Genomic DNA, 26130 nt, shown 5'->3' with positions numbered 1-26130 from the left:
GGGTGAGCGCGAGTTTCCGGGAGATTCGCCGCCGGTGCGAGGCGATGGCGAGCAGTTTGCCGTTGCCGCAACCGTTCGACGCCCGGACTCTGTGTCGACGAGTGGCACGGCGGCGCGGCCGGCCCATCACGCTGAACCCGATGAACGGCGGCGACAGCGGGGTCCTGGGTCTCTGGGTGGCCACCGACCAGGCCGACATGCTCTTCTACGAGGCCACGACCACACCGCCGCACCAGGAACACATCATCCTGCACGAGCTCAGCCACGTGCTGTGCGACCACTATCCCGCGCGGCTGTCGGCCAACGAGCTGACGCGGCTGCTGATGCCGAACCTCGATCCCGCGATGGTGGAACGGATTCTGGGCCGCACCACGTACGGCGCGGTCGAGGAGCAGGAAGCCGAACTGCTCGCGTCGCTGATCCGGCAGCGTGCCCAACGGGAAGCCGCGCCGGACCGCGAGACCACGGACGTCGCCGACCGCATCAACGCCGTGTTCGACTGGCCCAAACCGCGCCATGATTGACGTCATCCGGTTCTACAGCCCGGCGATCCTGGCGTGGGCGTTCGTCGCGGCCAAGCTGGTGGACCGCACGCGCCGCAAGACCAAAGCCGGTTATCCCATCTGGTTCATTCTGGTGAGCCTGGCCTGTTCGCTCACCGCCATGTCGCCCGTGCCGTACCGGTTGATCGGCGAGATCGCCGGGGTGCCGAACCTCGGCAGGCTCGTCTCGCACCTGTCGATGCTGCTGGTGGCGTGGTCGGCGCAGATCTTGATGCTGGGGCTCAACGAATCCAGGACCGTCCGTCCACTCAGGTACCTGTGGTGGCCAACGGCCGTCGCGGTGACGATCACCGTGCTGTTCACCCTGGCGGACACTCCGGTCGACGACGTCCGGTTCGCCGGCCGGTACGCCGCCGAGCCGTGGGTGCTCGAGTACTGGCTGGTCTTCGTGGCGGGGCTGATGCCCGCGTTCGCCATGACCATCTCGTTGTGCTGGCGGTACGCCCGGCTGTCGGGCACGTTCACCGGCAAGCTGAGCCTGCGGACCATCGCCGTCGGCATCACGTGCGCGTTGCTCTACCACGTGCACAAGGCGCTGTTCTTCGCCGCGGCACGCTTCGACATCGGCTATCCCCAGGCCCTCGGCGGGTTCCTCGACCGGATACCGCCGCTGCTGGCCGCGATTCTCGTCCTGGTCGGCGTGACGTTGCCGACGTGGGCGCCGAAGATCGGCCTGACCGCGGTGTTCGACTGGTTCGGGCGGTTGCGGACCTACCACCGGCTGCGGCCGCTGTGGTTCGCGCTTTACCAGGCCACGCCCCAGATCGCGCTGGTCCCGCCGCGGCCGGCGATCACGGACCTGCTGCTGCCCACCGACTTGGAACTCCGGCTGTACCGCAGGGTGATCGAGATCCGGGACGGACGGCTGGCGTTGCAGCCGTACCTCGATCCCGAGGCCGGCCGTGGCGCCTCGGACGCCATGGTCGAGGCGAGCATGCTGGCCGCGGCCGTCGCGGCGAAACGCGTGGGCGCGCCCACCCGGGACGACGAGGTCGTCAGCCAGGCCGGCACTGTCGCCGGGGGCCGTGACCTGGAGAGCGACACGGTGTTCCTGATGGACGTCGCCCGCGCGTACCGGAAGCTCAGCCGGACTGGCCAACCGGCGACAGAACAGGGCGTTTCGGCATGATGTGATCGCCGGACGACTCGCCGCGCAGCCGTCGCCGCACCCACGGCCACGCGTGTTCCCTGCTCCACTGCAGGTTCTGCTGACGGCGTTCGCGCGGGCTGAGCGTCGCCCGCGGGCCGAGGTCGGTGCCGACCAGCTCATGCGTGGCGCCGAGGACGTCCAGCACGGCGATCGCGACCTCGGTGTGCCCGAGTGCGTTGAGGTGCAGCCGGTCCGGTGCCCACATCCGCCGGTCTCGCAGCTGCCGCATCGCCCACATGTCGACGACCAGCGCGCCTCGCCGGGCGGCGATCACCCTGGTGTGCTCGTTGTAGATCGCCACGCGGCCGCGCATCTTGCGGAACAGGGCGTCCTCGACGCCGTCCACCCCGGTGAAGACGACCACGGTCGCGCCGGACTCGATCAGCCGGCCGATGGCCTTGTCGTAGTCGTCCATCAGCGCGTCGATGTCCACCGACGGCCGCATCAGGTCGTTGCCGCCCGCGTACAACGTGACCAGGTCCGGCCGCATGTCAAGGGCCGGTTCGAGCTGCTCGGCCAGCACCTGGCCCATCAGCTTGCCGCGCACCGCCAGGTTGGCGTACCGGAGATCGGGGTCGTGCGCGGCCAGTTGCTCGGCCACCCGGTCGGCCCAGCCGCGGACTCCGTTCGGGTAGGCGGGATCGTCGTCACCTACCCCCTCGGTAAAGGAGTCGCCCATGACGACTAAGCGCTTGCTCATGTCGCTTAGGCTAATCGACGCCGCGCCGGCCCCATGACCAAGGCACTGATCAGCGGGGCGGCCCGGCCACAGCGTCGACTATGGACTCGTGAGTGGTTATCAGGGTTAGAACACGGATAAACACTCACGAGGGTCTCCCAGCTAGAGCAAGCCCATCTGCATGGCACGGACGCCCGCCTGGAAGCGGCTGCGGGCCTCCAGCTCCACCATCGCGGACGCGACATCCCCCCGGACGGTGCGCACGCTCACCCCCAGTCGGCGAGCGATCGCGTCGTCTGTCAGTCCCTGTGCCAGCATCCGCAACACGAGCTCGTGACGCGACCGCGTCGGTTTGCCTTTCGGCACCTGGCTCACCTCGACGCTCTGTGCCCACAACCCGTCGGCCAACGCGATCAACGACCGCAGCTCGGCCTCGGCGCGGATGACCCGGCCCGCGCCGGATTCGTTGAGCACCACGCCGACCAGCCCGTCGACCACGATCGCACGAACCGGCACGTTCGTGGTGGCACGCGGCGTGTAGCCGCGTTTGCCGAGCCAGACCGCGTATTCCTGCGCGGAGACGTCGGATCGCCACAGCGCTCGCAACCCCGCCCCCCGGCGGAGCACCCCTTCGGCGATGTGCTCGGCGAACTCGTACGACCGCGGGTCGTAGACCGGCGCCAGGACGACGACCTCGTTACGGACCCTGGCCGTCAGGCGCTCCACGACCGCGAGCACCTCGTCCATATCGGACAAGGACGCCGAGTCGTCCAGCCTGCCGGTGGTTTGCTCGTGCAGTGAAACAAACGTCTCGACGGCCGCCGCGCTCGGCATCGGCCCGCCGGACAATCGCCGTGCGGCCAACGCCGGCAGCGCCAGGCACGGCTGGACCGCCCGCACCGCACCGGCTTCGACGGCGGAGTTCGTCACCAGCCCTTCGTCCCGCAGTTCCGCCAGCGCGGCCGCCCCCTGTCGCGGTGACCATGCCAACGCGTGTTCGAGGCGTTCCGGCTGCCATCGTGACCGGGTCAGCAATGCCCGGTAGCCGATCTCAGCCTGGCCGCCCACACCAAGCCTGTGGCTCTTCATGCTCGCCCTCACCCTCATTCGACCCGATGAACACCGGCCGAGTTCCTTCCCCCTTCGTCCGCGTCAAGAGATCAACGCACAGCTGGCCTCCCTGGTGGACAAGAGCGTGCGAGCCACAGTGAGATACCTGCGGCGTGGCGCCCCGGTCGCCAGATTCGAGGATGGCCCGCCCGGCGGCCGGGAACAAGCGTGGCGGAAAGAATCCGCCCGGATGCCACGCCGTTGCCCGCCGACAGCCGGCTGGTCCAGCGCCACCCTCCTTTTCGGTAGCACAGCGGCGAAAGACGCAAATTCGGCAAATTGCGGACGGCAAGTCCCCCGTATGGTCCCCCGTCCCCCTCGACCGGCACTGCCCCGACGGCCCGGAACACCCCGGCCAGACCCGTTCCCAGCAGCCGGAACAGTCCCTCTACAGAGGACCTTCGAGTGGTCGTCACCAGCACGTGACAAGTCCTCCCGCCTGATTGTCGGATCCGTCGACGCCCCAGCCTGGTCAACGTATCGATCCGTGATGACGGTCCGGTGAATCTTCGCTGACTCGGCCGGACGATGGGACGGAAACCACGCAACGGGACCGGTTGTCCCCCGACTGGCCTATCGCACCAGCGGAACAGTGCGATGTGGAACCACTCCGGGTGGCAGTGCACTCAACATTGAGCACTGACAGTGCGTCATATCCGGTCGCTGTTCGCGATCACCGCTCATCTGGACGTCCATAATGGAAGCGCGGACAGCGACGAGCCGAACACGCCACGCGACGACCGGCGCTGTCGCGTCCACAGTAGACGATTGGCCGCATCGACCATGGCACCCCTAAAAATCGATTCCCCAGTTGTCCGGATGCTGAGCGGAGCGTAAACCAGCGTTACGGCGCCGTCAACGCAAGCTGCGATGTACCATTTGACGACCAACTGGTGTTTACGGTTCCACTGGGGGGTGGAGGAGGCCAGGTGACGACGCGGTTCTCGATCGCGGAGAAGCTCGACCGGCTGTTCCAGCGCATCCGGCCGGCCGGACAGGGGGAGTACAGCCACAGCGCGGTGGCCGAGGCCATCCGGGAACAGCAGGGCATATCGATCTCGCACACCTACATCTGGCAGCTGCGCACCGGCCGCAGGGACAACCCGACCATCCAGCACCTGACCGCGCTGGCCACGTTCTTCGGTGTCCCGGTCGCGTACTTCCTCGACGACGAGCAGGCCAGGAAGATCGACAGTGAGCTGGAGCTGCTGGTGGCACTGCGCGACACCGGGGTGACCGAGATCGCGCTGCGGGCGGCGGACCTGTCGCCGGGCAGCCGCGAGACGATCAGCAACATGATCCTCAAGGTGTGGGAGCTGGAGAACGGGATGAAACAGGCGGACTGAGCCAGTGGGAGTCGGCGAACCGGGCCGGGTACCGCGACGTGCGGCGCGCCTTGCTCACCTTCGACAGCCAATTGGCCTCCTCGCGTTCGTCCGCTCCGCCGGGGATCGACGCCCATTCACCGGGGCACGGCCGCATCCCGGCGTGTCTGCGGCGCAGTGCGACCTCGATCCAGCACGCCTCGGCGAGCACAGCCGCCTGATCACCGTGGACGCCTCGATCGGCGAGGAACTCCCGCGCCTCGCCGATCGTCTCCGGCGGGACGTACCCGCGCAGTTCCAGCATCCCGTCGCGGATCTCGATCAGCGTGCGGTAGAGCCGCAACCGGGCGGTCGCCAGCACACCGTCCGCGCTCGGCAGCTTCTCGGAGACGTACAGGATCACGTCCGGGAACGTTTCCCGCATCGTGCGCCACAACGGCGCCAGTGCCCGCATCGACAGGCGCAGGCCGAGTAGCTCCCAGGCGAAGCTACTGGCCGGCAGCAACACACCGCTGACGATCAGCAGCCCGGCCGTCGGCAGCATCGCGTCGGAGATCGCGGCAACAAGCCCGGTCGGCAGCTCCACACCCGCCGCGTTCGCGATGATGTACGCGGACTTGTACACAGCGAACAGCGCGTTGAGAGCGGTCCCAGCACACATCAGCCAGAAGCCCACGCGCAGCAGATTCATCGGCACAGTACGGCTGACCCGCCACAAGAGCAGGCATCCCATGCACAGCGCGGTCCCTAGGTACGCCTCCAGCACCAACCAGTACGCGACGACCGCGGGCGAGGTCTCGGACTCGGCCAGCAGCTCCTCCGCCGAGCTGTGAACGCCGTCGCGGGCGAGCGTGAAGAGCACGATCAACGCCACCGCCACGCCAAGTCCCAGCAGCACGTGGTACGACCTCGTCGGCCGGTCCGCGATCAAGGTGATGAACCGCAACAGGTTGACGGCGGCCACGATCGCCAGCAGATGCTGGACCACCACGTCCCCGTTGGTGCCGAGCACGTCCTCGACGGCCGCGCCGACGGAGCCGACGGCCAGCGTCTTGATCAGCGCGACGGACAGGAATATCAGCCACACCACCTGTTGCTTCACGCCGCGCCGCAACGATGGCACCCACCCGGCCACCAACCCCCAGAGCAACACCAGAAGTATCGCGTTCAGTGGCGAAGCCTCCCTGTCCTGTGTGCGTGGGTCCTATGTGTGCGTAGGTCCTGTGTGTGGGCCGAACACCTCGGTGATCCGCGAGAGGGCGTCCCGTTCTCCTCGCATGCCCGCGGTGCCCCGGATCAACGACGCGAGCATCTCCGCCTCTTGCTCCTGCTCGGTCGCGTAGTCGACGCGGCCGAGCACGCGGCGGACGACCGCCGGGCTGATGCTGGGCATCAGCTTGCGCAGCACGGAAGTGTCCATGCTCAACCTGTGATCGCACAGCATGTGCGCGAGCTCGTGCAGGATTATGTGCTCGGAATGCAACTGGGAGGTGTTCGGCTCGTAAAGGACGTAGTCGGCGTCCGGAACCGACAGCCACATCCCGCAGGGAGCGGCGGCGGACAGTCCCGGCATCGGCTTGAGCTCGAGACGGCGGCCACGCAGCCCTTCCACGTGAGCACAGAACGTGACGAGGTCGAACGGCCGCGGAACGGCCAGTGCACGCACACGCTGTTCACAGCGCCGCCGAAGCTGCCCCATTCCGTGCCTCCCGTTGCGGAGACTACCGGGCGATGATGGACACATGAAGATCCGTATCGGGGTAGGGCTCGGTCCGCACGAGGACTTCGTCGAGGCGATCGACCACGCGGAGGCGCTGCGGACGGATTCACTGTGGTTCTCCGAAGTCGTGTTCACCGAACACGTCGACCCGTTCATCGGCATGGCGTACGCCCTGTCGCGCACCCGGAACCTGAAGGTGGGCACGGGCGTCGCGGTGTTGCCGGGACGAAATCCGGTGCACGTGGCGAAACAACTGGCGTCGCTCGCGGCGCTGGCGCCCAAACGGGTGCTGCCGGTCTTCGGCCTGCAACCGGCTCGCAGGCCGGAACGCCAGGCCTTCCCCGCACCGTCAGGGCAACGCGGCGCGCTGTTCGACGAGACCATGCACGTGCTGCGTTTACTGCTGACGCAGGACACAGTGACGTTCCACGGCCGGTTCCATTCCCTGACCGAGGCCCGGATCAGCCCGCGGCCGCGCCGGATGGACATCTGGTTCGGCGGCTCCGCCCGGCCCGGCCTGGAACGAGCCGGCAGGCTGGCGGACGGCTGGCTCGGCAGCTTCCTGACGCCCGCCCAGGCACTGGAAGCGCGGCACACCATCGAAGCCGCGGCGGCGGCCGCGGGCCGCGAGATCGAGGCGGACCACTACGGCATCAGCATCGCGGTGGCGACCGAGGGAATCCCGCCGTCGCTCGCCGAGGTGGCGCGGGCCCGGCAACCCGACGCCGACCCGGCCGACCTGATTCCCGAAGGCTGGGACAAGGCGCAGGAGTTGATCGAGCGGTACATCGAGGCGGGCCTGACCAAGTTCGTGATCCGGCCCGCCAGTCCGATGCCGCACATCCGGCCCTTCCTCGACGACTTCGCCGCCAAGGTGATGCCGCTGGAACGCGACCTCCCCTCGTGAGTGTTTGTCCGTGTTCTAACGCCGGCAAACACTCACGAGGTCAGGGCGTACTGCTTCTGGATCTCCCACGGTTCCAGGGCTCTGTCCAGGAACATCAAGTTGTCGAACCGGCAGTCGCAGGGATTTCCCTCCCTGGTGTTCTGGGGGAAGCTCCCGCCGATCTTGATGCCGCGCGGGTCTGTCGGCGACGTGCGGTACGGGCCTTGGCCGGTGCCGACGCCCCACGGGTCACCAGTGACCACATAGGAGCCCGGCAGGGCTTCGCCGTTCTTGTACAGGGCCATCTTTCCGGTGTTGAAGTCGAACGTCGCCGTGAGGAAGACCCATTCGCCGGGCGGGAGGATCTTCTGCCAGTCGTCTGTGGCCGCGAAGGTCTGCGACGCGCCGCCGTCGATCCTTCTGCCGAGTGCCACGACTTTCAGCACGCCGTCCACTTGGATCAGTTCGAGCAGTGCGCGGACCGCGTGGCCGTCGGAGTTGCCGGACAGCACCCCGGCGATGCCGATCGCGTTGTAGAAGTCGTCCGGGTTCGCGGAGTTGGAGTTCGGGCTGGGATTCCGGCCGGTCATCTTGACCCAGCCCATCACCGTTGCCTGCTGGACGCCGTTGAAGGCCCGCAGGGTCGGGACTCCGGTCTGCGAGTACGTTCCTGCCTTCCAGTCGTCGTTTCCGGGCGTCGCCGGGTCGACCTGTTTGGTCTGCAACGAGTATCGGCTGCCCTTGTACGCGCCGTCCGCGACGCGGGCCGCCGGGCCGCCGTTGACCAGGTCGATCGGTGTGCCGGAACGGCCCCGGTCCGCTTCCTGGTTCCCTGATGGATGCTCGAAGTCGTAGTGCGCGACCAGGTTTCCGGCCAGTGACGGGTACACGTCCGGCAGCGGTTTCGTGCCGGTGACCTTCCAGATCTTTCCGTTCGCCTTCGCCAGGACGAACAGGTCGCCTGCCTTGTTCGTGCCGAACCTGATGTCGGTGCGCCGGTCGCCCGCGAAGTCCTGCATGGTCATCGGGCGTCCGGAGCTGTCCGTCACGGACAACTGGTACAAGGGCGCGAGTTTCTGGCCGCGACGCATCTCGTGCGCGTTGGTGTAGAACAGCTTGCCGTTGACCAGGTCACCGAAGACGTACTTGCCCCACAGCTCCGGGATGTCCTTGCCTCGATAGACAAAGCCGCCGACGATGGCGTGGCCGCTGTCCGAAGTGCACGGGAAGCCGGGCGGCGGGTCGTGGTCGTAGGCCGCGACCGGATACGTGTAGCCGAACTGGGCGTCGTTGTCGGGCAACGGATAGAGGTTGCAGCGGTCCGAACGCTTGAACACGAACGGGCCTTCGCGGTCGCTCCAGCCGAAGTTGTCGCCCGCACGAACCTCGTAGACCGCCTCGATATCGTGCTCGCCGATGCTGCCGAGGTACATCCTGCGTGTCACGGTGTCCCAGCTGAACCGGTGTGGGTCACGGAAACCGTACGCGTAGACCTCACCGATCGCGCCTGGCCTGCCGACGAACGGGTTGCGCACGGGGATTCCGTACTCGCCGTTCGGGCTGTCGCGGCCGTCCGGGTCGATCCGGATCAGTTTGCCGTGCGGGATCGCCAGGTTCTGCGGGTCGTCGCTGGACACACCGCGGCCGCCGTCGCCGACCGCGAGGTACAGCTTGCCGTAGTCATCCTGGTGGGGCAGCGCGGTCGGGTTGAAGTCGATCTGCTGGATCGCGTGCGTGAAGCCGGTAAAGCCGATCCGCAGGATCTCCCTGCGTGTCCCGCTGAACGTGCCGGCGGACGGGTCGCTCGCCGTCCACTCGGTCACCACGCTCTGGATCACGATCGTGCCGGCCTGGTTGTAGTCCGCGGGTTTGGTCGTCAACGCATCGCGTGCCTCGGTGTGCGTCGTGTAGAACCGGCCGTTGCGCGCGAAGTCGGGGTGGAACGCCACGAACCCGAAACCACTGCCCAGACCACGGTTGTTGAAGAAGTCCGGCCCGACGGTCGCGCCCACGTCGAGGTACTCGGCCGACCGGCCACCCTGGACGAGGTAGAGCTTGCTGTTGAGATCTGGTACGTATAATCTGCCGGATCCGTCCGGCACCTCGCCGACGTAGTTGATCCGCGCGTGCCTGCGCAGGCGCGCGTCGGTCACCGGCGGCGTGGGTTCGGACCGCGGCAGCGTGATCACCTCGTCGAGGGTCAGCGCGATCCCGGATGTAATCGGTTTCTCCGGAATCGGGTCCGTGATCGGGACGTCCTCGGCGAGCGCCGGTGGCGCCACAATCAGTGCTATCAAGGGAACTGCTGCGATCAGACACCTCAGGGGCATGATCACTCCACCATGAGCTTCGTCGGCATGGTAAGCGCTTACTATGAAATCGCTTACATGAAGCTACCCAGCGGGTCGGCATCACACAAGCCCTAGGCTGGACGGATGCGCATCATGTCCAGTTTTGTCGGTGGGCGCGGCCACTGGGGGCCGATGGAACCAATCGCCCGTGCCCTCGTGACCGCCGGCCACACCGTGGAAGTCGTCTGCCAGCGAACCATGGTCAAAGCCGTCGAGGACGCCGGGTTCCGCGCGTGGGAGGCGCGGCCCGACTTCGACGGCGGCGGCATCCTGCGGCCGTTGATCGAGCCGAACCAGGAACACGAGGACAACGGCCTGCGTGACGGGTTCGCCGACCGGGCCTCGCGGGTCCGCGCCGAGGACATCCTCAAACTCGGCTGGCGGCCCGACCTGATCCTGTGCGACGAGGTCGACTTCGGCGCGATGATCGCCGCCGAACTGCTCGGCATCCCGTACGCGTCCGTGCTGAGCAACGCCTCAGGCTCCTTCGTCCGTGCGTCGGTCATCGGCGGAGCGCTGAACGACGTGCGCGCCGCGTACGGCCTGCCCGCCGACCCGGACCTCCGCATGCTCAGCCGCCACCTGGTGTTGTCGCCGTTCCCGCCCAGCCTCCGGCACCCGGACTTCCCGCTGCCCGAGACCGCGCACACGATCCGGATCCACGACATCGTCGAGGCCAAGCCGACTGAGCCGACGGTCTACTTCACCCTCGGCACGATCTTCAACACCGAGTCCGGCGACCTGTTCGCGCGAGTCCTCGACGGCCTGCGTGAGCTGCCCGGGCGGCTGATCGTCACGGTCGGCCCGTACATCGACCCGGCCAAGTTCGGCCCTCAGCCCGGCCACGTGCGGATCGAACGGTTCATCCCGCAGGCCGAGGTGCTGCCCAACTGCAGCCTGGTGGTGTCGCACGGCGGCTCGGGCAGCATGACCGGCACCCTCGCGCACGGCCTGCCCACGGTGCTGATCCCGCTGGGCGCCGACCAGATCGTCAACGCGCAACGCTGTGCCGACCTCGGATTCGGCAAGGTCCTGCACGCCACCAAAACCACACCGGCGGAGATCCGAGCCACGGCCGCGGAGGTGCTCGACGACCCGTCCTACCGGCAGGCCGCCGTGCGCCTCAGGGACGAACTGGCCGCCCAACCGGACGCGTCTTACGCGGTCGCCCTGCTCGAAAGCCTCGTCTGACGCTCAGTTGCCCAATGTGCCGGAGGGGGTCTTACGCCGAGTCTTGGTGTCATGTGGAACATGGCCGAGACCCAGCTGAGGTACATCACCGACGACCACGCGCGGCACCGGGCCGCCGCCGAGGGCGAGCGGCTCGCGCGTGAGACGCGTGAGACCCGTGAAACGCGTGAGATCAGTCGCCGATGGCGCCCCGACCAGCGCCCACCGAGCGCCTCACCAGGCGCCTCACCGAGCCGGGACCCCAGGACGGCGCGGCGGTTCCTCCCGCCACGAACCGCGGCAAAAGCCGTCACCGGGGGAACCCCTGTTTCTCATTCGACACCGGGGGTCTGACAGTTTCGGCTCAGTGTGAACCGGCGGAAGGCGGACCGCGGACTATGCCACGATGCGGTGTGCCTCGGATCGGGTCTGGGATCGCGTTGGTCGGCCGGCAGGACGAGCTGGCGCGGCTGCGGGCCGCCCTGGCCACGGCCGCGGCAGGCCAGGCGGGCGCGGTCCTGATAGGCGGGGACGCGGGGGTTGGGAAAACGCGGCTGCTCACCGAGTTCGTCGCGGCCGCACGATCTGGCGGTACCACCGTGTTCACAGGCCGGTGCCTCGACGTGGACGAAGCAGGGCTGCCTTACCTGCCCTTCGTCGAGGCACTCGGCCAGCTAACACCCGCCCAGCGGACTGTCGCCGCGCGGCGGGCGGTGCTGAGCAGGCTGATGCCCGGGGTGGCGCCCGCCGAGGAGTCCAACGAGCCCGCGATGGAGCAGTTGCGCCTCTTCGACGGGGTGCACGGCCTGTTCAGCGACCTCGCCGCGGAAACCCCTGTGCTGCTGGCGATCGAGGACCTGCACTGGGCCGACGCGTCCACCCGCGACCTCATCCTCTTCCTGGTGTCCCGGCTGTACACGCAGCGCATCCTGATCGTCGGCACGTACCGGCTGGACGACCTGCACCGCAGGCACCCGTTGCGGCCGTTGCTCGGCGAGCTGTCCCGGCTGTCCACTGTAGAGCTGATGGAGCTCGGGCCGTTCGACCAGGCGCACGCGATGAAGCTGGTCGACGCGCTGTCCGACGGCACGCTGCCGTCCGCCACTGTCCAGAAGATCGCCAAGCGGTCCGAAGGGAACGCGTTCTTCTGCGAGGAACTCACCGCGGCGTACGGCGACGGCGCCGGAGTGCCCGCAGGACTGGCGGATCTGCTGCTGGCCAGGATCGAGCGGCTGAGCGGCGACGCACGCAAGGTCGTCCGCGCGGCGGCGGTGGCCAGCCAACGGGTGACGCACGAAAGCCTGCGCACAGTTTCCAGCCTGCCGGACGACGTGCTTGAGGAAGCCTTGCGGGAAACGGTGCAGCACAACGTACTCGTCGCCGCCGACGGCGGCTACACGTTCCGGCACGCGTTGTTGCGTGAAGCGGTGTACGACGATCTGCTGCCCGGCGAACGGGTTCGGCTGCACGCGGGATACGCCCAGGTCGTCACGTCGAACGCTTTGCTCGCGTACCACAGTTTGCGCAGCCACGACCTGCCCGGCGCGCTGGTCGCATCGGTCAAGGCCGCGGACGAGGCAGGCAAGATGGGCGCGCTCGGCGAGAAGCTCCGGCACGTCGAACAAGCACTGGAGCTGTGGCGGGCCGTCCCGGACCCCGAGCGGCTGACCGGACGGACGGAGCTGGGGATGGTGCGGGCGGCGGCCCGGGCGTCGATCGCGTCCGGCGAGGTCGAACGTGCCGAGGAGTACAGCAGGGCCGCCGTGGCCCTGGCCGACGAGCTCGACGACCCCGAACTGCGGGCGGAGACCCGGCACCAGCTCGCGTTCGCCCTGATCGCACTGGAGGACCGGGGATCGGAGATCCAGAAGACCGTCGACGAGGCCTGGGACCTGGTCCGGGACCGGCCGGCCGGCCAGACCAGGGCGAAGGTGCTGGCACTGGCCGCCCGGTCCTGGGTCTGGTCGTGGCAGATCGACCTGGCGGAGGTGAAGTCCCTCGCCGAACAGGCGCTGCGGGACGCCAGGGAGGTCGGCGCCACCGCGGTCGAGGTGGACGCACTGGTCACGCGTGCCGTGTTCGCCGAATGGGAAGGCGATGTGGCCGAGTCCATCAGGATGGGAGCGGCCGCGGCCGAGCGTGCCGCGTCGATCGGCGCCTACGACGTGGAGCTGCGCGCCCGCAAGAACAACGCGGTCACGCTCTGGATCCACGGTGACAAGACCAACGCGCTGCGCATGATGGACTTCATCGCCGAGCGTTCGGTCGAGGTCGGCCTGCCGTGGAACCTGTCCGGCATCGACGCGCGGCTCGAACGGGTCGTGATGCGCTACGCCAACGGCGACTGGGCCGGCGCGCTGGCGGCAGGCCAGGACACCGCCGGGGCGCCCACGGTGGCACGGGCACGGGTCCTCGCGCCGACGTTGTGGGTGCTCGCCGCGTCGGGGGACTTCGCGGCGCTCGACGAGCGGGCCGAATCGCTGACCGCGCAGACCGAGGACGTGCTCACCCGCGAGATCGTCAACCTCGGTCAGGCCGAGGCCGCCCTCTGGCGAGGCCGTCCCCGGCAGGCGGTGGACCACATCGACACCTTGATCAGTCACATGGAAACGATGTCCAGGGGTTCGGTCACGGACGCGATGATGGCCACGAGCATCAGCCTCTGGGCGTTGTGCGACATCGCCGAAGACGCCCGTCGCCGCTCCGACCAGGCGGCGGCTGCCGCCACGGTCGCCGAGGGCGAAGCACTGGTGGAACGGGTCAGCGCGATCATGCCGATACGCGCGACCGGCAGGCGTGGCATCGACGAGTCCCACCCTGAGGTCATCGCCTTCCGCGCCCGGGTGCAGGCCGAGCTGAGCCGGCTGCGCGGGCACCACGATGTGCGGTTGTGGGAAGAGGCCACCGGCCCGGCGATCCTGGTGGAGTACTGGCGTGCCGTGGCGCGATGGCGCTGGGCCTCCTTGTTGCTGGCGGACGGCAGCCGGGACCGCGCGGCCGAGTTGCTCGTGGCCGCGTACGAGGTGGCCGACCGGCTGGGCGCCAGGCCGTTGCGGGCGGCCGTGACCGACCTGGCTCGCCGCAGCCGGATTTCCCTGCCGGGTCGGCAACCCGCCGCTGAGCCGATCAGCGACCTGACGCCACGGGAGCTGGCCGTGCTGAAACTTGTCGCGTCCGGGTTGACGAACAGGCAGGTCGGTGAACGGCTCTACATCAGCCAGAAGACCGCGAGCGTGCACCTGTCCCGCGCGATGGCCAAGCTCGGCGCGGCGAACCGCACCGAGGTCGTGTCCATCGCGCACGAGCGTGGCCTGATCGGTGACCTACGGCCCTGACCGGCGAGGCTCAGACCCGGCGGCCCGGTCAGTCGGTGAGCACCAGCGGTAAGCCGAACTTCTCGTACAACGAATGGTCGAAGAACGACGTCGAGTGCGAGATGCCGTCCTTGGTCACGGTCAGCACCACCAGGTTGAACGCCTTGTACACGCCGTCCTGCAGCCAGTAGGTGCCGAAGCCGGGCTGGCCGTTGGCGGAGACCGGGACGAGGCGCATCTCCCCCGGGCCGACCGGGCACCTGCTCTCCAGGTGACGGGCGATGTTCTCCCGCCCGCGGTACCAGGCGGCGTACGGCGGCATGTCGAACACGGCGTCCTTGGTGAACAGCGCGACGATCTCCGGCACGTTCTTGGCCTCGAACGCGGCCACGTACTTGGCCAGCAGCTCGCGTTGCCCGGCCTCGTCCGGCTCGCTGACCTTGTCCTCGCTCGGCGAGATCTGGTCGAGCTGCGCGCGGGCCCGCTGCAACACGCTGTTGACGGCCGCGGTCGACGTGTCGAGCGCGTCGGCGACCTCGGCGGCGCGCCACTTCAGCACGTCACGCAGGATCAGCACGGCACGCTGCCGGGGCGGCAGGTGCTGCAGTGCGGCGATCAACGCCAGCCGGATGCTCTCCTTCGAGGCCACGATCGACGCCGGGTCGTCGCGGTCCGGGAACGGCTCCAGCCACGGCACCTCGTTCTGCTCGTGCAGCGGACCCGACGGGTCGCTCTCCGGGTTGCCCAGGCCCGCCGGTAACGGCCGCCGCTCACGCCCGTCCAGGGCGGTCAGGCACACGTTGGTGGCGATCCGGTACAGCCAGGTACGCAACGACGACCGTTTCTCGAACTTGTCGTACGACTTCCACGCCCGGATGTACGTCTCCTGCACCAGGTCCTCAGCGTCGTGGACCGAGCCGAGCATCCGGTAGCAGTGCGCGAGCAGTTCCCGCCGGTAGGGATCTGCCTGCCGCAGGAAGTCGACGGATTCGGTCTCGACGGTCATCGGTGTCTCCTTCCCCCAGTCGGATCACGGTAGCTCGCGCAGTAAAGACCCGGGCACCGACAAAAACTCACCGGCCGCCTCAGCCGAGCCGGGTCAACCAGGCCGCGACCTCGGCAGACGGCAGAATACGGTCCAGTTGGACCGTGGGCCGCATCCGGTCGAACAGCCGCCCCGGCGACCAGCTCCGCGCGTACGGCTGCGGCTCCAGCAGCACCACCCGGCGGCCGTCGACCACCGGGATGTCCGCGGGCCTGCCCTCGCCCCAGATCCACGAGCCGGTGTGGTCGACCAGGTTGAACTGGCCTTCGATGCCGCCGGGCGGCTTGAGGTCGCCGTCAGTGGCCGCGGCGACCCACGCCGGGTCCGGCGGCGTGCCGGGGATCAGGCCGTCGCTCTCCTTGCCGACCAACGTCGCCGCGAGCAGGGTCTGCAACTGGAAGTTGCCCGCCACGCCCGAGACCGTCAGCTCGTAGCCCTGACCGGTCGGGCGGTGCAGCACGACAAAAGGCTCCTTGTCGAGCACGGCGAGCAGCTCGACCAGGAACCCGAGGTCCTCACGCAACGGGCCGATCCGGTCCACCAGACCGGTCAGCACATCGCGGTTGGGCAGTGCCGACCGCACCTCCCCGGACTGCAACACGGCCAACGCGGGCGCGATCCACGTGCCCACCGAGTACCACGCGAAAGCGATCGCGTGCGCGTCCTCCTCCGTGTGCGTGCGCGACAAGACAGCCACCGTGTCGTCGTAGTCGTCGCCGTCGAAGTCCGGCCGCTCCTCCCCCTTCGGCCACGTCTCTATCAGCGTGCCGACGCGCCGCAACGTGTCGACCAGCCCGGTGACGACCATCGGGACGAGCGGCGCAGGCGACGCGCCCAGTTCGACCAACGCACCGCCCAGCACCGGCAGCCGGCCGACCGCGTCGACGGCCATCGTGCCCAGCAGGCCCGCGATCCGGGGCAGCGCGGCGTCCAACTCGGCCGGAGCCGACTGTTGCGCGTGCTCCCAGACCGACCGGATGGCCTCCTCGTATCCGTCCTGGTCCCATTGCCGCACTGACTGTTCAAGGCTGTCGAGCGCCTGCCCAAGCATGCGGGGCAGCTTACGGGGTTCCGGCCTGACCACATCCCGGACCGGCCAAGCGCTGGTCAGAGCCTCGCCAAAAAATCTTGGAAAGATGTCCGGGCCGGATGTCGATCCGGGCGCCGGCCGCTCGACGCCTAGGTGTCAGGCAAGAGAGAGACACCCCAGACGGGCCATCCGGAAGGAAAGACCAATGACCACGCAGACCCTGCGCCGCCAGACCGCCACCGACAACACCGTTGCCGCCCACACCGTTTCCCGGAACGACAAGCTGACCGGCATCACGCTCTCGGCGTTCCGCGTTGTCGTCTCGTTCCTGTTCCTGTGCCACGGTTTGATGGGCGTCGGCGCCTTCGGTGGCATCGACGGCGCGGGAACCGCCGTGGAGTTCGGTTCCTGGCCTGGTTTCTACGCCACGGTGATCGAAGTGGTGACCGCGGTCCTCGTCGGAGCCGGCGTTTTCACGCGGGCCGCCGCGCTGCTGGCCTCCGGCACGATGGCGTACGCCTACTTCGTCGTGCACCAGGAGCTCGCGCTGCTGCCGCTGCAGAACGGGGGCGAGCCGGCCGCGCTGTACAGCTGGATCTTCCTGCTCATCGCCGTCGTCGGCCCTGGCTCGCTGACCGTGTCCGCGCTGCGCCGCCGCCGTGGCTGAGCTTCCCGGAAGCCACCAACCCTTGTGGGCGACCACAAGGGTTCCGGCATGTCAGCCGAAAGCCCCGTTCCCGGCCACCGCGACGAGATCAGGCGGTCGACCGGGACCGGCCGACCGACCCGCCAAGCCGGCCTACTCATCGGGGCTCAGCACTCACCCGCCCGCAGATAATGCGTTTGCACCAGCGACACACCCCCTCTCGTACTGGACCCGCTCGACGTCGCCGCCGAGCTGCGCGGTCGTCCCCCCGCCCACCAGCAGCACGCCGAGAACAACCCCGGCGAGCACCGTCCAGAATGCGAACCTGACCACCGCCGAAAGCGAGCAGTACACTCTCATCACAGCCCCTTTTCGAGGAGAAAGAAATGAATTCACCCGCACTCGTATCGTCTTCTCCTCCGGTGGGCAGCGACAAGGAGTTTCCGGTTTCCACCGTTATCTGGAAACTGCTTTGATCCTTTCGGGTGACGCTTGAACAATGGCCGCTAAGCGGGCTAACGTCGATGGATGACCATCCGCGATGAACAGCTCGTCGCCGATTTGAAGGCGTTGCGCAAAGGCCGCGGGATACTGGCCGGGCCGATCGCTGCCCGGATCGGCGACGCACTGCGCACGGCCACCGGGACACACGGCGTCGAGCACGCCGTCGACGTGCGCCGCAAAGTCGCGGAATGCCTGTGGCGCTGGTCCGGCGAGCTGCCCGGTGACCTGCGGATCGCGGTGCGCGCGGCGTTCGCCCTCGACCAGTCCGACCAGCTGCCGCTGTACAAGGACCGGGTCAGGCTGGTGGCCGACCGGCTCAACCGCGACGAACGCACCGCCCGCCGCCGGATCGACGAAGGCATCGAGCGCCTCGCGGAGATCGCCCGGTCCGGCGCGCCGCTGACCGAGTTCCGGCCCGCCGAGCCGGTGCCCGGCTGGCACACCGAGGAACTGCGCGTCACCCTCGCGCTCGACCAGCCCACGCCCGAGGCGTTCGAGTTCCGCCGGATCGTCGCCGACCACGACCGGATCGACCACGTCGACCTGGCTCTCACGCTGACCGCGCCGTTCGACGGCAACGGCCCGGCGCGCAACGAGGACCTGGAGATCGACGTGTTCCACGGCGGGCGGCTGACCGCACGCGCGATGGAGTCCACCGACCGCTACGGCTTCCGGCTCACCCTGCCCAAACCGTTGCGCAGGCACGAATCGCACGAGATCGGGCTGCGGTACCGGATCAGGCCGGACAAGACCATGGCGCCGCACTACGTGTGCGTGCCCAAACACCGCTGCGCCGAGTTCGACCTGCGGGTGCGGTTCGACGTCCGGCGCCCGCCGGAGCGGATCTGGCGGCTGGTCAACGCCTTCCAGCGGGACGTCGACGACCCGCAACCGCGTGGGGAGACGATCCCGCTGGACGCCGCCGGCGAGATCCACACCTCGTTCCACGAGCTCACGCCCGGCCTTGCTTACGGGATCCGCTGGCATCGAACGACAGGAACCGGCGGATCTTGACCGAGGCGGCTCGCCGCAGGCGATCGACCTGTATCGCGTCGATGCCCAGCCGACGGGCCGCCTCAGCCACCCCCTCGCCCTTGCGCAGGCCCCGGTAGGCGGCCCGCTCCGCGGCGGTCAGCCCGATCAGCCTGCCCAGCTTGGCCAGCGCGCGGGACTTCAACTGCCGCGCGCCCGCGTAGCTCTTGTTCGTCACCTTGGCCAGTTCCCGCAGCCCCAGGTCGGGATCGCGGACCAGGGCCAGCACCGCACGCACCTGGTCCCGCGTCAGCGCCCGGTCCAGCCGCCCGGCCAGCCACTGCTCCCAGCCGACCGAGTCGGTGGCCGGTGACGGCCGCGGGTCCGGCGGCTCCGGCAGGTCGCTCATCACCATCGGCTGCCGGGCCCGGTCCTTGATCATGTCGAGCGCGGTGAAGTTGACACACCGTTCCAGCCAGCCGCGCAGCCCTTCGTGATCCGGCACGACGCCGCGCTGGCGCAGCAGCCGTTCGCTGGCGGCCTGGTAAAGATCGTCGCGATCCAGGGTGTAGCGGCGCGCGTAGCCGTCCACGGTCGCGCGAAACCGCAGGTCCGGCTCCGTGATGACACGAAGGAGGACCCGATGCCCCGGTTGGTCGATTCGCATGCCCGTGCCCAGTCCGCGATTGTGCTCCCTCTTGACGCAGAGGATGCCCCACGAACCGGGCGAAAAGCAGACCGTTTTCTGGACAGTTTCCTGTCAACTCCGCCCAGAAGTTGACACGGTTGTGCGGCCGATTTCACAGACGCGCCCGTGGCCCGGTGCCAAGGTTCATCGGGCGACCACCCCAGCGGGCACGAACTGATCAAGGAGCGGCCATGCACCCTCGGCCCCGAGCAGGGGCCAGCCTGGCGTGAATCGCGCCGAGACGCTTTTCGACACAGCCGGCCGTCCCCATTTCCACCTTCACTGACCAACGCTAGGCCGGCTGGCGTGGCCCCTCGCGAAAACCCGGCGAGGGGTCACGCGATCCCTTCGGCGAAACGGTCGAGCAAGTCCATCCGCAGCACGTCGAAGCTGCAGCGGTTGGTGCGCACGGCACCCGCGTCCCGGAAAACCTTCAACGCCTTGGCGACGGCCTCCCTCGACGCGCCCGCGGCCTCAGCCAGTTCGCTTTGCCGTAGCTTCACCGTCAGGCCACCGCGTACCGGCTCGCCGTAGTCACGCGCGTAGTCGACAAGCAGTCGCGCGGTACGGGCAGGAACGTCGTACGCGCCGTTCTCCAGACGGCGGCGCGTCGATTCCCGCAACCGGCCGACGACCATCTTGAGCAGCTCCACCGTGACCGTCGGCGCGGCCAGCATGAACCGGTTGAACTCCGCGTTGGTCAGGGACACGCCCTCGACGGGCGTCAGCGCGGTGACCGTCGCCGACCGGACGTCACCGTCGATCGCCGACGCCTCGCCGAGCAGATCACCGGGACCACGGATGGCCATCATCACCTGCCTGCCGCTCGGCGCGGTCACGCTGACCTTCACGCGGCCGCCGGTGAGCAGCACCACGTGATCGGACATCTCGGACTCCCGGATCAGCACCTGCCCGGCCGACCAGCGACGCGGGGTACCCGCCGCGATCAGCTTGCGCTGCCCCTCCGCACTCAGCCGCCAGCTCATTGCTCCCTCGCAGAAACTCGGTCCTGTTACGAGTACTCCACGGGAACGGCGTTTTGTGACACCCCGCCCGCTAAAGCCAGTGGTTGTCGTGTTCGAGGAAGAAGTCGACCTGCTCCCGTTCGCTCATCGTCCGCAGGTCGGGGATGCCCTCGAAGTAGCCTTCCCTTGGCGCGCCTGGGGAGAAGTGCAGCAGCATGGACGCGGGCCGGCCGGATTCGTTGCGGAACCCGTGAATCCCTCCCGCGGGCACGTGCACGAAGTCACCGGGCTCGGTGTCGATCCAGTCGGTGCCGTTGTAAATCTTGATGGTGCCGGTCAGCACGTAGAACGACTCGGTGATCGTCCGGTGGAAGTGCGCACCCGGCCCGCTCGGCTCCGGCCCCATCTCCCAGCGGTACAAACCGAACAGGCCGCCCGTCGACTCGCCCGTCGCGAGGTAGTGCACGGTGTTGCCGTTGGTGTACGTCCAGTCCGGCTTGGTGCCGTTCGGACGGTAGGTGGCGGTCTTCTCACCGGTGTCGCCGTGGTAGATCGGCTCCGGATACGACATTCGGGATTCCCTTCCCCAGTTGGTGCGCCGACCCTACCCGAACAGGCATGATCACGCATGGTCACGGCGCGTTCCCTGCTTGGGTGAATCCTTGCGCGGTAAGCGTTTACTGTTCCCGATCACTGATAGAGTCGCGGCATGGCATCCGAGAAGGAGTTCGAGACAAGACTGACTGCCGTCGAGCAGGAAGTTCAGTTGGCCAGGTCCGACGCCGCCGCCGCGCGAGTGCTCGCGCGGTGTGCGGACAGGGATGTCGAAACGATCAACAACAGGCTAGCGGCCCAGAAAGCCTTGATAGAAGCTGTCCGCGAGACCCAGATAGAGCATGGCCAGATTCTCCGGGAGCACAGCCGAAGGTTCGGCGTCATCGATGCGAGGTTCGATGGCGTCGACGCCAGGTTCGGCGGGCTCGAGACTGAGATGCGTGAAGGGTTCACCAGGCAAGCCGTGGGACAGGCTCAGATAACCGCGTTGCTGACAACGATCATCGACAAGGACAGGTAATCACCCCAACCACCGTGGACACTCGCCACGGCGCCATGCTCGGCGCCGTGGCGAGCGGTGTGCATGTGACCATGCCACGGTGCTGGGCGCGATCAGGCAGAGCGGCGCCGATCAGCAGCCGAAAGCACCTTGTGGGACGGGAATCCGCTAAGCGGACTGACGGACCACCAGGCTCGGCTCGAAGATCACCGACCGGACCGGCGTGTCGACCTGCTCGACCTGCCTGAGCAACTGCCGTGCCATCTCGGCGGCCATGTCCTCCACAGGCTGGCGGACCGTGGTCAACGGCGGGTCGCAGCTGAGCGCGGCGCTGCTGTCGTCGAAACCGACGACAGCGATGTCGTCCGGCACAGCACGCCCGTGCCTGCGCAGCACCGGCAAAGCGCCCTCGGCCATCAGGTCGGACGCGATGAAGACGCCGTCGACGTCCGGGTGTTCGGTGATCAGCCGCTCCATCGCGGCCGCCCCGCTTTCCCTGGTGAAATCGCCTTCCACGGACACCACGCCGGGCTGCCCCGACTCGGCCATGGCGTCCCGGAAACCGGCGAGCCGGTCCTGACCGGGCGGCCGGTCGAGCGAACCGGTGATCGTCGCGACACGCCGGCAACCCCGGGCAACGAGGTGCTCAGCCGCCAGCGCACCCCCGGCGGTCTGGTTGACGTCGACGTACGTGATCGGGATCGGCTCCGCCGGCCGAGCCGACAGCACCACCGGCTGGCGGTTCCGCACGAGCAGGCCGGGCAGCGGGTCCGCCTGGTACGTGTGCACCAGGATCACGCCGTCCAGCCTGCCCTGCCGCAGATCCGCGATCACCTGTTCCCCGGTGTCCGCGCCGGTCATCATCAGCACGAGGTGCACACCCAGCGGCCGCAGCACAGTGGAGACCCCGCGCACGATCCGCGTGAAGAACGGGTCGCCGACGATCCTGTTCTCGCTGGGCAGCACCAACGCGATGGCGTCCGCGCGCCGGGTCACCAGGGCGCGGGCCGCCAGGTTGGGCAGGTAGCCGGTGGTGGAGATGGCTCGTTCGACTGTCTGCCGGATGTTCTCGTCGACGCTGGTGACACCGTTGACCACTCGGGAGACGGTTGCCCTCGACACCCCGGCGACGCGGGCGACTTCCTCAAGCGTGACGCGCTTCTGGTGTCGTGACACCGATTCTTTATACCGGTACAACCGCGCCGAGCCGTTTGCCGAACTCGATCCGGTCGGCTTCCATCCGCCGGGCCAGTGCCCGGGTTGGTTCATCCGACACGGACTGCGCCGCCGACCGCACGACTGTGGCCGACTCGTCGAGGTGTGCCCGGAGCAGTCTGGCGAACACGGCGTCGAACTGCGGCCCGGACGCCTGAAGCAGGGATATTTCCTCATCGGTCGGCATCCCGGGCATGTCGTGTCCCTTGTGGTTGTCCACGTACTCGATCGCGGCTGTCCGCAACAACCCGTGCAGCTCAACGACTTCCGCGCGGCGCGCGGCGCCGACGTCGCCCGCCAGCCGCCTCAGTTCCGGCTGTGCGGCGTTCTTCGCCCCGGCGTCCAGGAGTTTCACCGCCTGGTCGCCGGTGGCGATGGCCAGTTCCACGAACGCGCGCTCCGTCGGCCCGAACGGTGTGGACTGGCCGGTCCCGGACGCAGGGGTTTCCGGGACCGGGCCAGTCACTTTCCCGCCGCAGCCCGTCAGGACGAGGCACAGCAGGACGCAACGGATGATCACAGTCATCCGGAGTTGCCGTTGTGGTCGCACTTGAGCACGACGTTGATGCAGTCGCGAACCCGGCGTTCCATCTCGGCCGGCGGCCAGACGTTGAAGAAGTCACCGTGGTAGGTCTGTCCCGTACCGGACGACAGCCGGAACGTGCTCGGGTCGCCGTTCACCGGGTAACGGATGACGAACCGCAGCTTCGGCACCGGCACGGGATGGGTGGACGGGCAGCCACCGGCGACCGGGTACGCCATGTGGCTCTTGTGGTCGGCCGAGTCGAGATCCCGGCCGTTCCAGCACTGCGGGAAGTCCAAATAGGTCTCCAGCTGGGTGCCGGACGGGCAGTTCACGAAGTTCTTCGACGGCGGGACGTGTCCCGCGTGCAGGCAGGACCACCGAGCGATGCTGTCGTGGTCGCCGGTGGCCTTCGCGTTGCCCGCGACGATCTTCAGCCCGAACGGCGTCGGCCGGATGTCCTGCGGCCGGTTCACGCCCTCACCGAGGTAGTAGAACGTGACACCGCTCGGCTGGATCGCGGTTTGTCCTTTGTAGAGCGTCGGAACCCAGTAGGACGAGATGTCCGGTGCCGGATTGCAGTTCCCGCTCGCTCCGCTGAGACTGGTGATGTCGGAGTTGGCGTTGGTGGACCGGTTGCCGAAGAAGTCGTGCGAGTGCGACGCGCCCGCGAGCTTCGGCAGCACGATGGGGTCGTCCGGCAGCCGGTGACTGAGCGGACATTCGGCCAGGAACTCGGCTACACGCACCGGTTCCGCGCTCGCACGGTCCGGCACGCTGCTGAGCGCACCTGTCAGCAGGGCACCGGCAGCGGCGACGACCAGTCCGATCCGGACACCTAGCCGCCACTGGTTCATTGTCTTCCTCATTGAAGATGAACTCCCTCTCCTGTCGGAGTGACGGGTGAGAGCGCTCTCGCGTAACTGAGGATGACGCCCGTCACACCCGGCGTCAACCGGAACGATACAGAGGTCAAGGCAATTTGCTCCGCTCAGCACTCTTCGTGCGGCCGGATGGCGTATCCCGGCCACCGGTCCACACCAGGTCAGAGAGCGCTCTCTCAGGCCTGCGTCGCCGTTTCCCGAACACGGCGACCAGCCGTCCCACGGCCTCCGGCCCCCGGATCCAGCTTACCGATCACGTCTGACATTTCCGGTGGTCACAAGATCCGCCCGGCGAAGTTGTCCACAGGCTCCGAGTTGTCCCCAGCGCGCGCGAGCCGATCCCTGTTGATCTTGCCCGGCCGATAGGCTGGAGCGGGGCCGCCCCCCGGGAAGGGTGGGGGGTGTCCAGCGGGCGAGAAGACAGCAAAGTCCCGGGGCAGGCCCTGGTGGAGACCGGCTTCGGCTTGACAGCCACTGCGCCCCGGCGGCACTCTCTTGAGTTGGGAGAGCGCTCTCGCACAGTTTCCCCTGCACCCGTCACGTCCGACCCTGCCGCGGATCGTTTCACCTCGTGCATGGCGCAAAGGAGCACGCATGCAGACGGTTCCGTCTCGAAAACGCTTGTTGTCACTGGGTTTGGTCGCGGTGACCGCGATCGCCCTCGGGCAGGCGCTCACCGGCACGGCATCCGCCGCCGGTCCCCTGATCTCGCAGAACCGGCCGGTCACCGCCTCGTCGTCGGAGTCCGCGGCGTTCCCGCCGTCCGCCGCGGTCGACGGTGACGCCGGGACCCGGTGGTCCAGCCAGTTCTCCGACCCGCAGTCCATTCAGGTCGACCTCGGTGCCACGGCCGCCGTCGACCAGGTCGTGCTGAACTGGGAAGCCGCTTACGCCCGGGCCTACGACGTCCAGGTGTCGGACAACGGCAGCACCTGGACCACGATCTACAGCACCACGACCAGCTCCGGCGGCGTCCAGACCCTGCCGATCACCGGCAACGGCCGTTACGTGCGGCTCAACCTGACCGCACGGGCCACTCAGTGGGGCTACTCGCTCTGGGAGTTCCAGGTCTTCGGGACGACCGGGTCCGGGCCGGGACCGAACGACGGTCTGTTGTCCTACAACAAGCCTGCGACGGCTTCGAGCCATCAGGACGACGGCATGTGCCCGGGCTGCCTGCCGGCCAAGGCCACCGACCACGACCCGGCGACGCGCTGGGCGACGAACGCCACGACCGGCTGGGTGGACCCCGGCTGGATCACCGTCGACCTCGGTGCCACCGCGACCATCACCAAGGTTGTCCTGCAATGGGATCCGGCCTACGCGGTGAGCTACCAGATCCAGGTCTCGGACGACAACTCCACGTGGCGCTCGATCTACTCGACCACGGCGGGCAAGGGGTTCAAGGAAACCCTCACCGTCTCCGGCACCGGACGGTACGTCCGGATGTACGGCACCCAGCGCTCCAACGGTTACGGCTACTCGCTCTGGGAGTTCCAGGTCTACGGCACCGGCGGCAGCCCGACGCCCCCGCCGCCGCTCCCGCCCGCGCCGGACTTCACCAGGCTGGCGTGGAGCGACGAGTTCAACGGCCCGGCCAACGCCGTTCCGGACCCCGCGAAGTGGACGCCGGAGATCGGCCCTGGCGTGAACAACGAATTGCAGTACTACACCAACAACGAGAACGCCCGGATGGACGGCGCCGGCAACCTGCGGATCCAGGTGCGCAGGCAGGCCACCCCCGGCTCGGCGTGCCCGCCCGACCCGATCAGCGGCAGCACGACGTGCCAGTACACGTCCGGCAGGCTCAACTCGTACAACAAGTTCCAGTTCACCTACGGCAAGGTCGAGGCGCGGATCAAGGTGTCCAGTTCGCAGGGTCTGTGGCCGGCGTTCTGGATGCTCGGGTCCAACTTCTTCTCGACCCGCACGCCGTGGCCCAACTGCGGCGAGATCGACATCATGGAGCACGTCGGCCGTGAGCTGAACGCGGTCTACTCGACCCTGCACGCGCCCGCGTACTTCGGCGCCGGTGGTTACGGCCAGCGGCTCGACCTGGGGCAACGGGTGGACGCCGCGTTCCACACGTTCGCGGTGGAATGGGACTCCACGCACATGACGTTCTTCGTCGACGGCCGGTCGTTCTTCACGGTCGACCGTACGCAGCTTGAGCTGACCCGTGGACCGTGGGTGTACGACCACGACCATTTCCTCATCCTCAACAGCGCGATCGGCGGTGACTTCCCCGGCCCGCCGGGTGCGGGCACGGTCCTGCCGCAGGACATGCTGGTGGACTACGTGCGCGTCTACCGGTAGGGAACCCCGACAGGCCGGGC

23 protein-coding genes are annotated in these 26130 nt (G+C 68.2%); 10 read left to right on the top strand and 13 right to left on the bottom strand.

What is annotated here, in order from left to right; translation table 11 throughout:
* Positions 1–2 precede the first annotated feature (2 nt).
* Together GC106_RS24985 and GC106_RS24980 are read left to right on the top strand one after the other, a co-directional pair.
* Positions 3–524: a hypothetical protein gene (locus GC106_RS24985; RefSeq protein WP_173135383.1), complete on the top strand. Its 522-nt coding sequence runs from the start codon at positions 3–5 to the stop codon at positions 522–524.
* On the top strand, positions 517–1692 hold the full coding sequence (locus GC106_RS24980) for an MAB_1171c family putative transporter (RefSeq protein WP_173135380.1): 1176 nt from the start codon (positions 517–519) through the stop codon (positions 1690–1692). The genes GC106_RS24985 and GC106_RS24980 overlap by 8 nt, the downstream gene beginning before the upstream one ends.
* On the opposite strand, the gene GC106_RS24975 is transcribed toward GC106_RS24980, so the two are convergent.
* Together GC106_RS24975 and GC106_RS24970 are read right to left on the bottom strand one after the other, a co-directional pair.
* Positions 1646–2413: an SGNH/GDSL hydrolase family protein gene (locus tag GC106_RS24975; protein ID WP_173135377.1), complete on the bottom strand. Its 768-nt coding sequence runs from the start codon at positions 2411–2413 to the stop codon at positions 1646–1648. The genes GC106_RS24980 and GC106_RS24975 overlap by 47 nt on opposite strands.
* 141 nt (positions 2414–2554) lie before the next feature.
* Positions 2555–3481, bottom strand: a complete 927-nt coding sequence (locus GC106_RS24970) for a helix-turn-helix transcriptional regulator (RefSeq protein WP_173135374.1) — start codon at positions 3479–3481, stop codon at positions 2555–2557.
* A 950-nt stretch (positions 3482–4431) separates the two neighbouring features.
* On the opposite strand from GC106_RS24970, the gene GC106_RS24965 reads away from it, so the two are divergent.
* Positions 4432–4848, top strand: coding sequence for a helix-turn-helix domain-containing protein (locus GC106_RS24965; RefSeq protein ID WP_173135371.1), 417 nt, complete (start codon positions 4432–4434; stop codon positions 4846–4848).
* Here the strand turns inward: GC106_RS24965 and GC106_RS24960 are convergent.
* Both GC106_RS24960 and GC106_RS24955 read right to left on the bottom strand, forming a co-directional pair.
* Positions 4805–5980, bottom strand: coding sequence for an MAB_1171c family putative transporter (locus GC106_RS24960; protein WP_312872824.1), 1176 nt, complete (start codon positions 5978–5980; stop codon positions 4805–4807). The two genes, GC106_RS24965 and GC106_RS24960, sit on opposite strands and share 44 nt — an antisense overlap.
* A 51-nt stretch (positions 5981–6031) precedes the next feature.
* Positions 6032–6526 carry a hypothetical protein gene (locus tag GC106_RS24955; protein ID WP_173135366.1) on the bottom strand — a complete coding sequence of 165 codons (495 nt, stop codon included), beginning with the start codon at positions 6524–6526 and terminating at the stop codon, positions 6032–6034.
* 43 nt (positions 6527–6569) lie between these two features.
* Between GC106_RS24955 and GC106_RS24950 the strand changes: the two genes are divergently transcribed.
* On the top strand, positions 6570–7454 hold the full coding sequence (locus tag GC106_RS24950; RefSeq protein WP_173135364.1) for a TIGR03854 family LLM class F420-dependent oxidoreductase: 885 nt from the start codon (positions 6570–6572) through the stop codon (positions 7452–7454).
* Between the two features lie 32 nt (positions 7455–7486).
* Here the strand turns inward: GC106_RS24950 and GC106_RS24945 are convergent, their stop codons facing one another.
* Positions 7487–9730: a PQQ-dependent sugar dehydrogenase gene (locus GC106_RS24945; protein ID WP_246366664.1), complete on the bottom strand. Its 2244-nt coding sequence runs from the start codon at positions 9728–9730 to the stop codon at positions 7487–7489.
* Positions 9731–9868: 138 nt separating this feature from the next.
* On the opposite strand from GC106_RS24945, the gene GC106_RS24940 reads away from it, so the two are divergent.
* Entirely contained in the window at positions 9869–10975 is a 1107-nt protein-coding gene (locus GC106_RS24940; protein WP_173135358.1) for a glycosyltransferase, read from the top strand.
* Positions 10976–11367: 392 nt separating this feature from the next.
* Complete coding sequence (locus GC106_RS24935) at positions 11368–14289, top strand: helix-turn-helix transcriptional regulator (RefSeq protein ID WP_173135355.1); 2922 nt, start codon at positions 11368–11370, stop codon at positions 14287–14289.
* A 28-nt stretch (positions 14290–14317) separates the two neighbouring features.
* Here the strand turns inward: GC106_RS24935 and GC106_RS24930 are convergent, their stop codons facing one another.
* Together GC106_RS24930 and GC106_RS24925 are read right to left on the bottom strand one after the other, a co-directional pair.
* Positions 14318–15274 (bottom strand): sigma-70 family RNA polymerase sigma factor, encoded by a 957-nt coding sequence (locus GC106_RS24930; RefSeq protein ID WP_173135352.1) that lies wholly within the window; start codon positions 15272–15274, stop codon positions 14318–14320.
* A 79-nt stretch (positions 15275–15353) separates the two neighbouring features.
* A complete protein-coding gene (locus tag GC106_RS24925; protein ID WP_173135349.1) occupies positions 15354–16364 on the bottom strand; it encodes a hypothetical protein in 1011 nt (336 codons plus the stop codon).
* Between the two features lie 184 nt (positions 16365–16548).
* On the opposite strand from GC106_RS24925, the gene GC106_RS24920 reads away from it, so the two are divergent.
* Both GC106_RS24920 and GC106_RS24915 read left to right on the top strand, forming a co-directional pair.
* Positions 16549–17010: a DoxX family protein gene (locus GC106_RS24920; RefSeq protein ID WP_173135346.1), complete on the top strand. Its 462-nt coding sequence runs from the start codon at positions 16549–16551 to the stop codon at positions 17008–17010.
* 507 nt (positions 17011–17517) lie between these two features.
* Positions 17518–18507: a hypothetical protein gene (locus tag GC106_RS24915; protein WP_246366663.1), complete on the top strand. Its 990-nt coding sequence runs from the start codon at positions 17518–17520 to the stop codon at positions 18505–18507.
* Here the strand turns inward: GC106_RS24915 and GC106_RS24910 are convergent.
* The 3 genes from GC106_RS24910 to GC106_RS24900 form a co-directional block, all read right to left on the bottom strand.
* Positions 18446–19132: an RNA polymerase sigma factor gene (locus GC106_RS24910; protein ID WP_173135343.1), complete on the bottom strand. Its 687-nt coding sequence runs from the start codon at positions 19130–19132 to the stop codon at positions 18446–18448. The two genes, GC106_RS24915 and GC106_RS24910, sit on opposite strands and share 62 nt — an antisense overlap.
* A 356-nt stretch (positions 19133–19488) precedes the next feature.
* Entirely contained in the window at positions 19489–20139 is a 651-nt protein-coding gene (locus GC106_RS24905; protein WP_173135340.1) for a Crp/Fnr family transcriptional regulator, read from the bottom strand.
* 70 nt (positions 20140–20209) lie between these two features.
* Positions 20210–20689, bottom strand: coding sequence for a cupin domain-containing protein (locus tag GC106_RS24900; RefSeq protein ID WP_173135337.1), 480 nt, complete (start codon positions 20687–20689; stop codon positions 20210–20212).
* A gap of 138 nt (positions 20690–20827) precedes the next feature.
* Between GC106_RS24900 and GC106_RS24895 the strand changes: the two genes are divergently transcribed.
* Positions 20828–21193, top strand: coding sequence for a hypothetical protein (locus tag GC106_RS24895; RefSeq protein WP_173135334.1), 366 nt, complete (start codon positions 20828–20830; stop codon positions 21191–21193).
* Positions 21194–21340: 147 nt separating this feature from the next.
* Here GC106_RS24895 and GC106_RS24890 read toward each other — a convergent pair whose 3' ends face one another.
* Genes GC106_RS24890 through GC106_RS24880 form a run of 3 tightly spaced genes read right to left on the bottom strand, consistent with a single transcriptional unit; the run spans position 21341 to position 23779 of the window.
* A complete protein-coding gene (locus GC106_RS24890) occupies positions 21341–22348 on the bottom strand; it encodes a LacI family DNA-binding transcriptional regulator (protein ID WP_312872823.1) in 1008 nt (335 codons plus the stop codon).
* Positions 22349–22355: 7 nt separating this feature from the next.
* Positions 22356–22913: a DUF305 domain-containing protein gene (locus GC106_RS24885; protein ID WP_173135328.1), complete on the bottom strand. Its 558-nt coding sequence runs from the start codon at positions 22911–22913 to the stop codon at positions 22356–22358.
* Positions 22910–23779, bottom strand: coding sequence for a DUF1996 domain-containing protein (locus tag GC106_RS24880; RefSeq protein ID WP_173135325.1), 870 nt, complete (start codon positions 23777–23779; stop codon positions 22910–22912). Before GC106_RS24880 ends, GC106_RS24885 begins: the two co-directional genes overlap by 4 nt.
* A 609-nt stretch (positions 23780–24388) precedes the next feature.
* Between GC106_RS24880 and GC106_RS24875 the strand changes: the two genes are divergently transcribed.
* Entirely contained in the window at positions 24389–26110 is a 1722-nt protein-coding gene (locus tag GC106_RS24875) for a discoidin domain-containing protein (RefSeq protein ID WP_173135323.1), read from the top strand.
* Positions 26111–26130: the final 20 nt, after the last annotated feature.

The sequence above is a fragment of the Kibdelosporangium persicum genome, from assembly GCF_013280595.1.
GTDB classification, from domain to species: Bacteria; Actinomycetota; Actinomycetes; order Mycobacteriales; family Pseudonocardiaceae; genus Kibdelosporangium; species Kibdelosporangium persicum.
Note: the sequence above shows the minus strand (reverse complement) of the source record. Positions and strands in the feature narration are given on the sequence as shown.

What these genes read in the sequence shown, in the direction of transcription:
- GC106_RS24980 (WP_173135380.1), top strand. Translation starts at nt 517, where the DNA reads ATGATTGACGTCATCCGGTTCTACAGCCCGGCGATCCTGGCGTGGGCG.
- GC106_RS24975 (WP_173135377.1), bottom strand. Translation starts at nt 2,413, where the DNA reads ATGAGCAAGCGCTTAGTCGTCATGGGCGACTCCTTTACCGAGGGGGTA.
- GC106_RS24970 (WP_173135374.1), bottom strand. Translation starts at nt 3,481, where the DNA reads ATGAAGAGCCACAGGCTTGGTGTGGGCGGCCAGGCTGAGATCGGCTAC.
- GC106_RS24955 (WP_173135366.1), bottom strand. Translation starts at nt 6,526, where the DNA reads ATGGGGCAGCTTCGGCGGCGCTGTGAACAGCGTGTGCGTGCACTGGCC.
- GC106_RS24950 (WP_173135364.1), top strand. Translation starts at nt 6,570, where the DNA reads ATGAAGATCCGTATCGGGGTAGGGCTCGGTCCGCACGAGGACTTCGTC.
- GC106_RS24940 (WP_173135358.1), top strand. Translation starts at nt 9,869, where the DNA reads ATGCGCATCATGTCCAGTTTTGTCGGTGGGCGCGGCCACTGGGGGCCG.
- GC106_RS24930 (WP_173135352.1), bottom strand. Translation starts at nt 15,274, where the DNA reads ATGACCGTCGAGACCGAATCCGTCGACTTCCTGCGGCAGGCAGATCCC.
- GC106_RS24925 (WP_173135349.1), bottom strand. Translation starts at nt 16,364, where the DNA reads ATGCTTGGGCAGGCGCTCGACAGCCTTGAACAGTCAGTGCGGCAATGG.
- GC106_RS24920 (WP_173135346.1), top strand. Translation starts at nt 16,549, where the DNA reads ATGACCACGCAGACCCTGCGCCGCCAGACCGCCACCGACAACACCGTT.
- GC106_RS24915 (WP_246366663.1), top strand. Translation starts at nt 17,518, where the DNA reads ATGACCATCCGCGATGAACAGCTCGTCGCCGATTTGAAGGCGTTGCGC.
- GC106_RS24910 (WP_173135343.1), bottom strand. Translation starts at nt 19,132, where the DNA reads ATGCGAATCGACCAACCGGGGCATCGGGTCCTCCTTCGTGTCATCACG.
- GC106_RS24905 (WP_173135340.1), bottom strand. Translation starts at nt 20,139, where the DNA reads ATGAGCTGGCGGCTGAGTGCGGAGGGGCAGCGCAAGCTGATCGCGGCG.
- GC106_RS24900 (WP_173135337.1), bottom strand. Translation starts at nt 20,689, where the DNA reads ATGTCGTATCCGGAGCCGATCTACCACGGCGACACCGGTGAGAAGACC.
- GC106_RS24895 (WP_173135334.1), top strand. Translation starts at nt 20,828, where the DNA reads ATGGCATCCGAGAAGGAGTTCGAGACAAGACTGACTGCCGTCGAGCAG.
- GC106_RS24885 (WP_173135328.1), bottom strand. Translation starts at nt 22,913, where the DNA reads ATGACTGTGATCATCCGTTGCGTCCTGCTGTGCCTCGTCCTGACGGGC.
- GC106_RS24880 (WP_173135325.1), bottom strand. Translation starts at nt 23,779, where the DNA reads ATGAGGAAGACAATGAACCAGTGGCGGCTAGGTGTCCGGATCGGACTG.
- GC106_RS24875 (WP_173135323.1), top strand. Translation starts at nt 24,389, where the DNA reads ATGCAGACGGTTCCGTCTCGAAAACGCTTGTTGTCACTGGGTTTGGTC.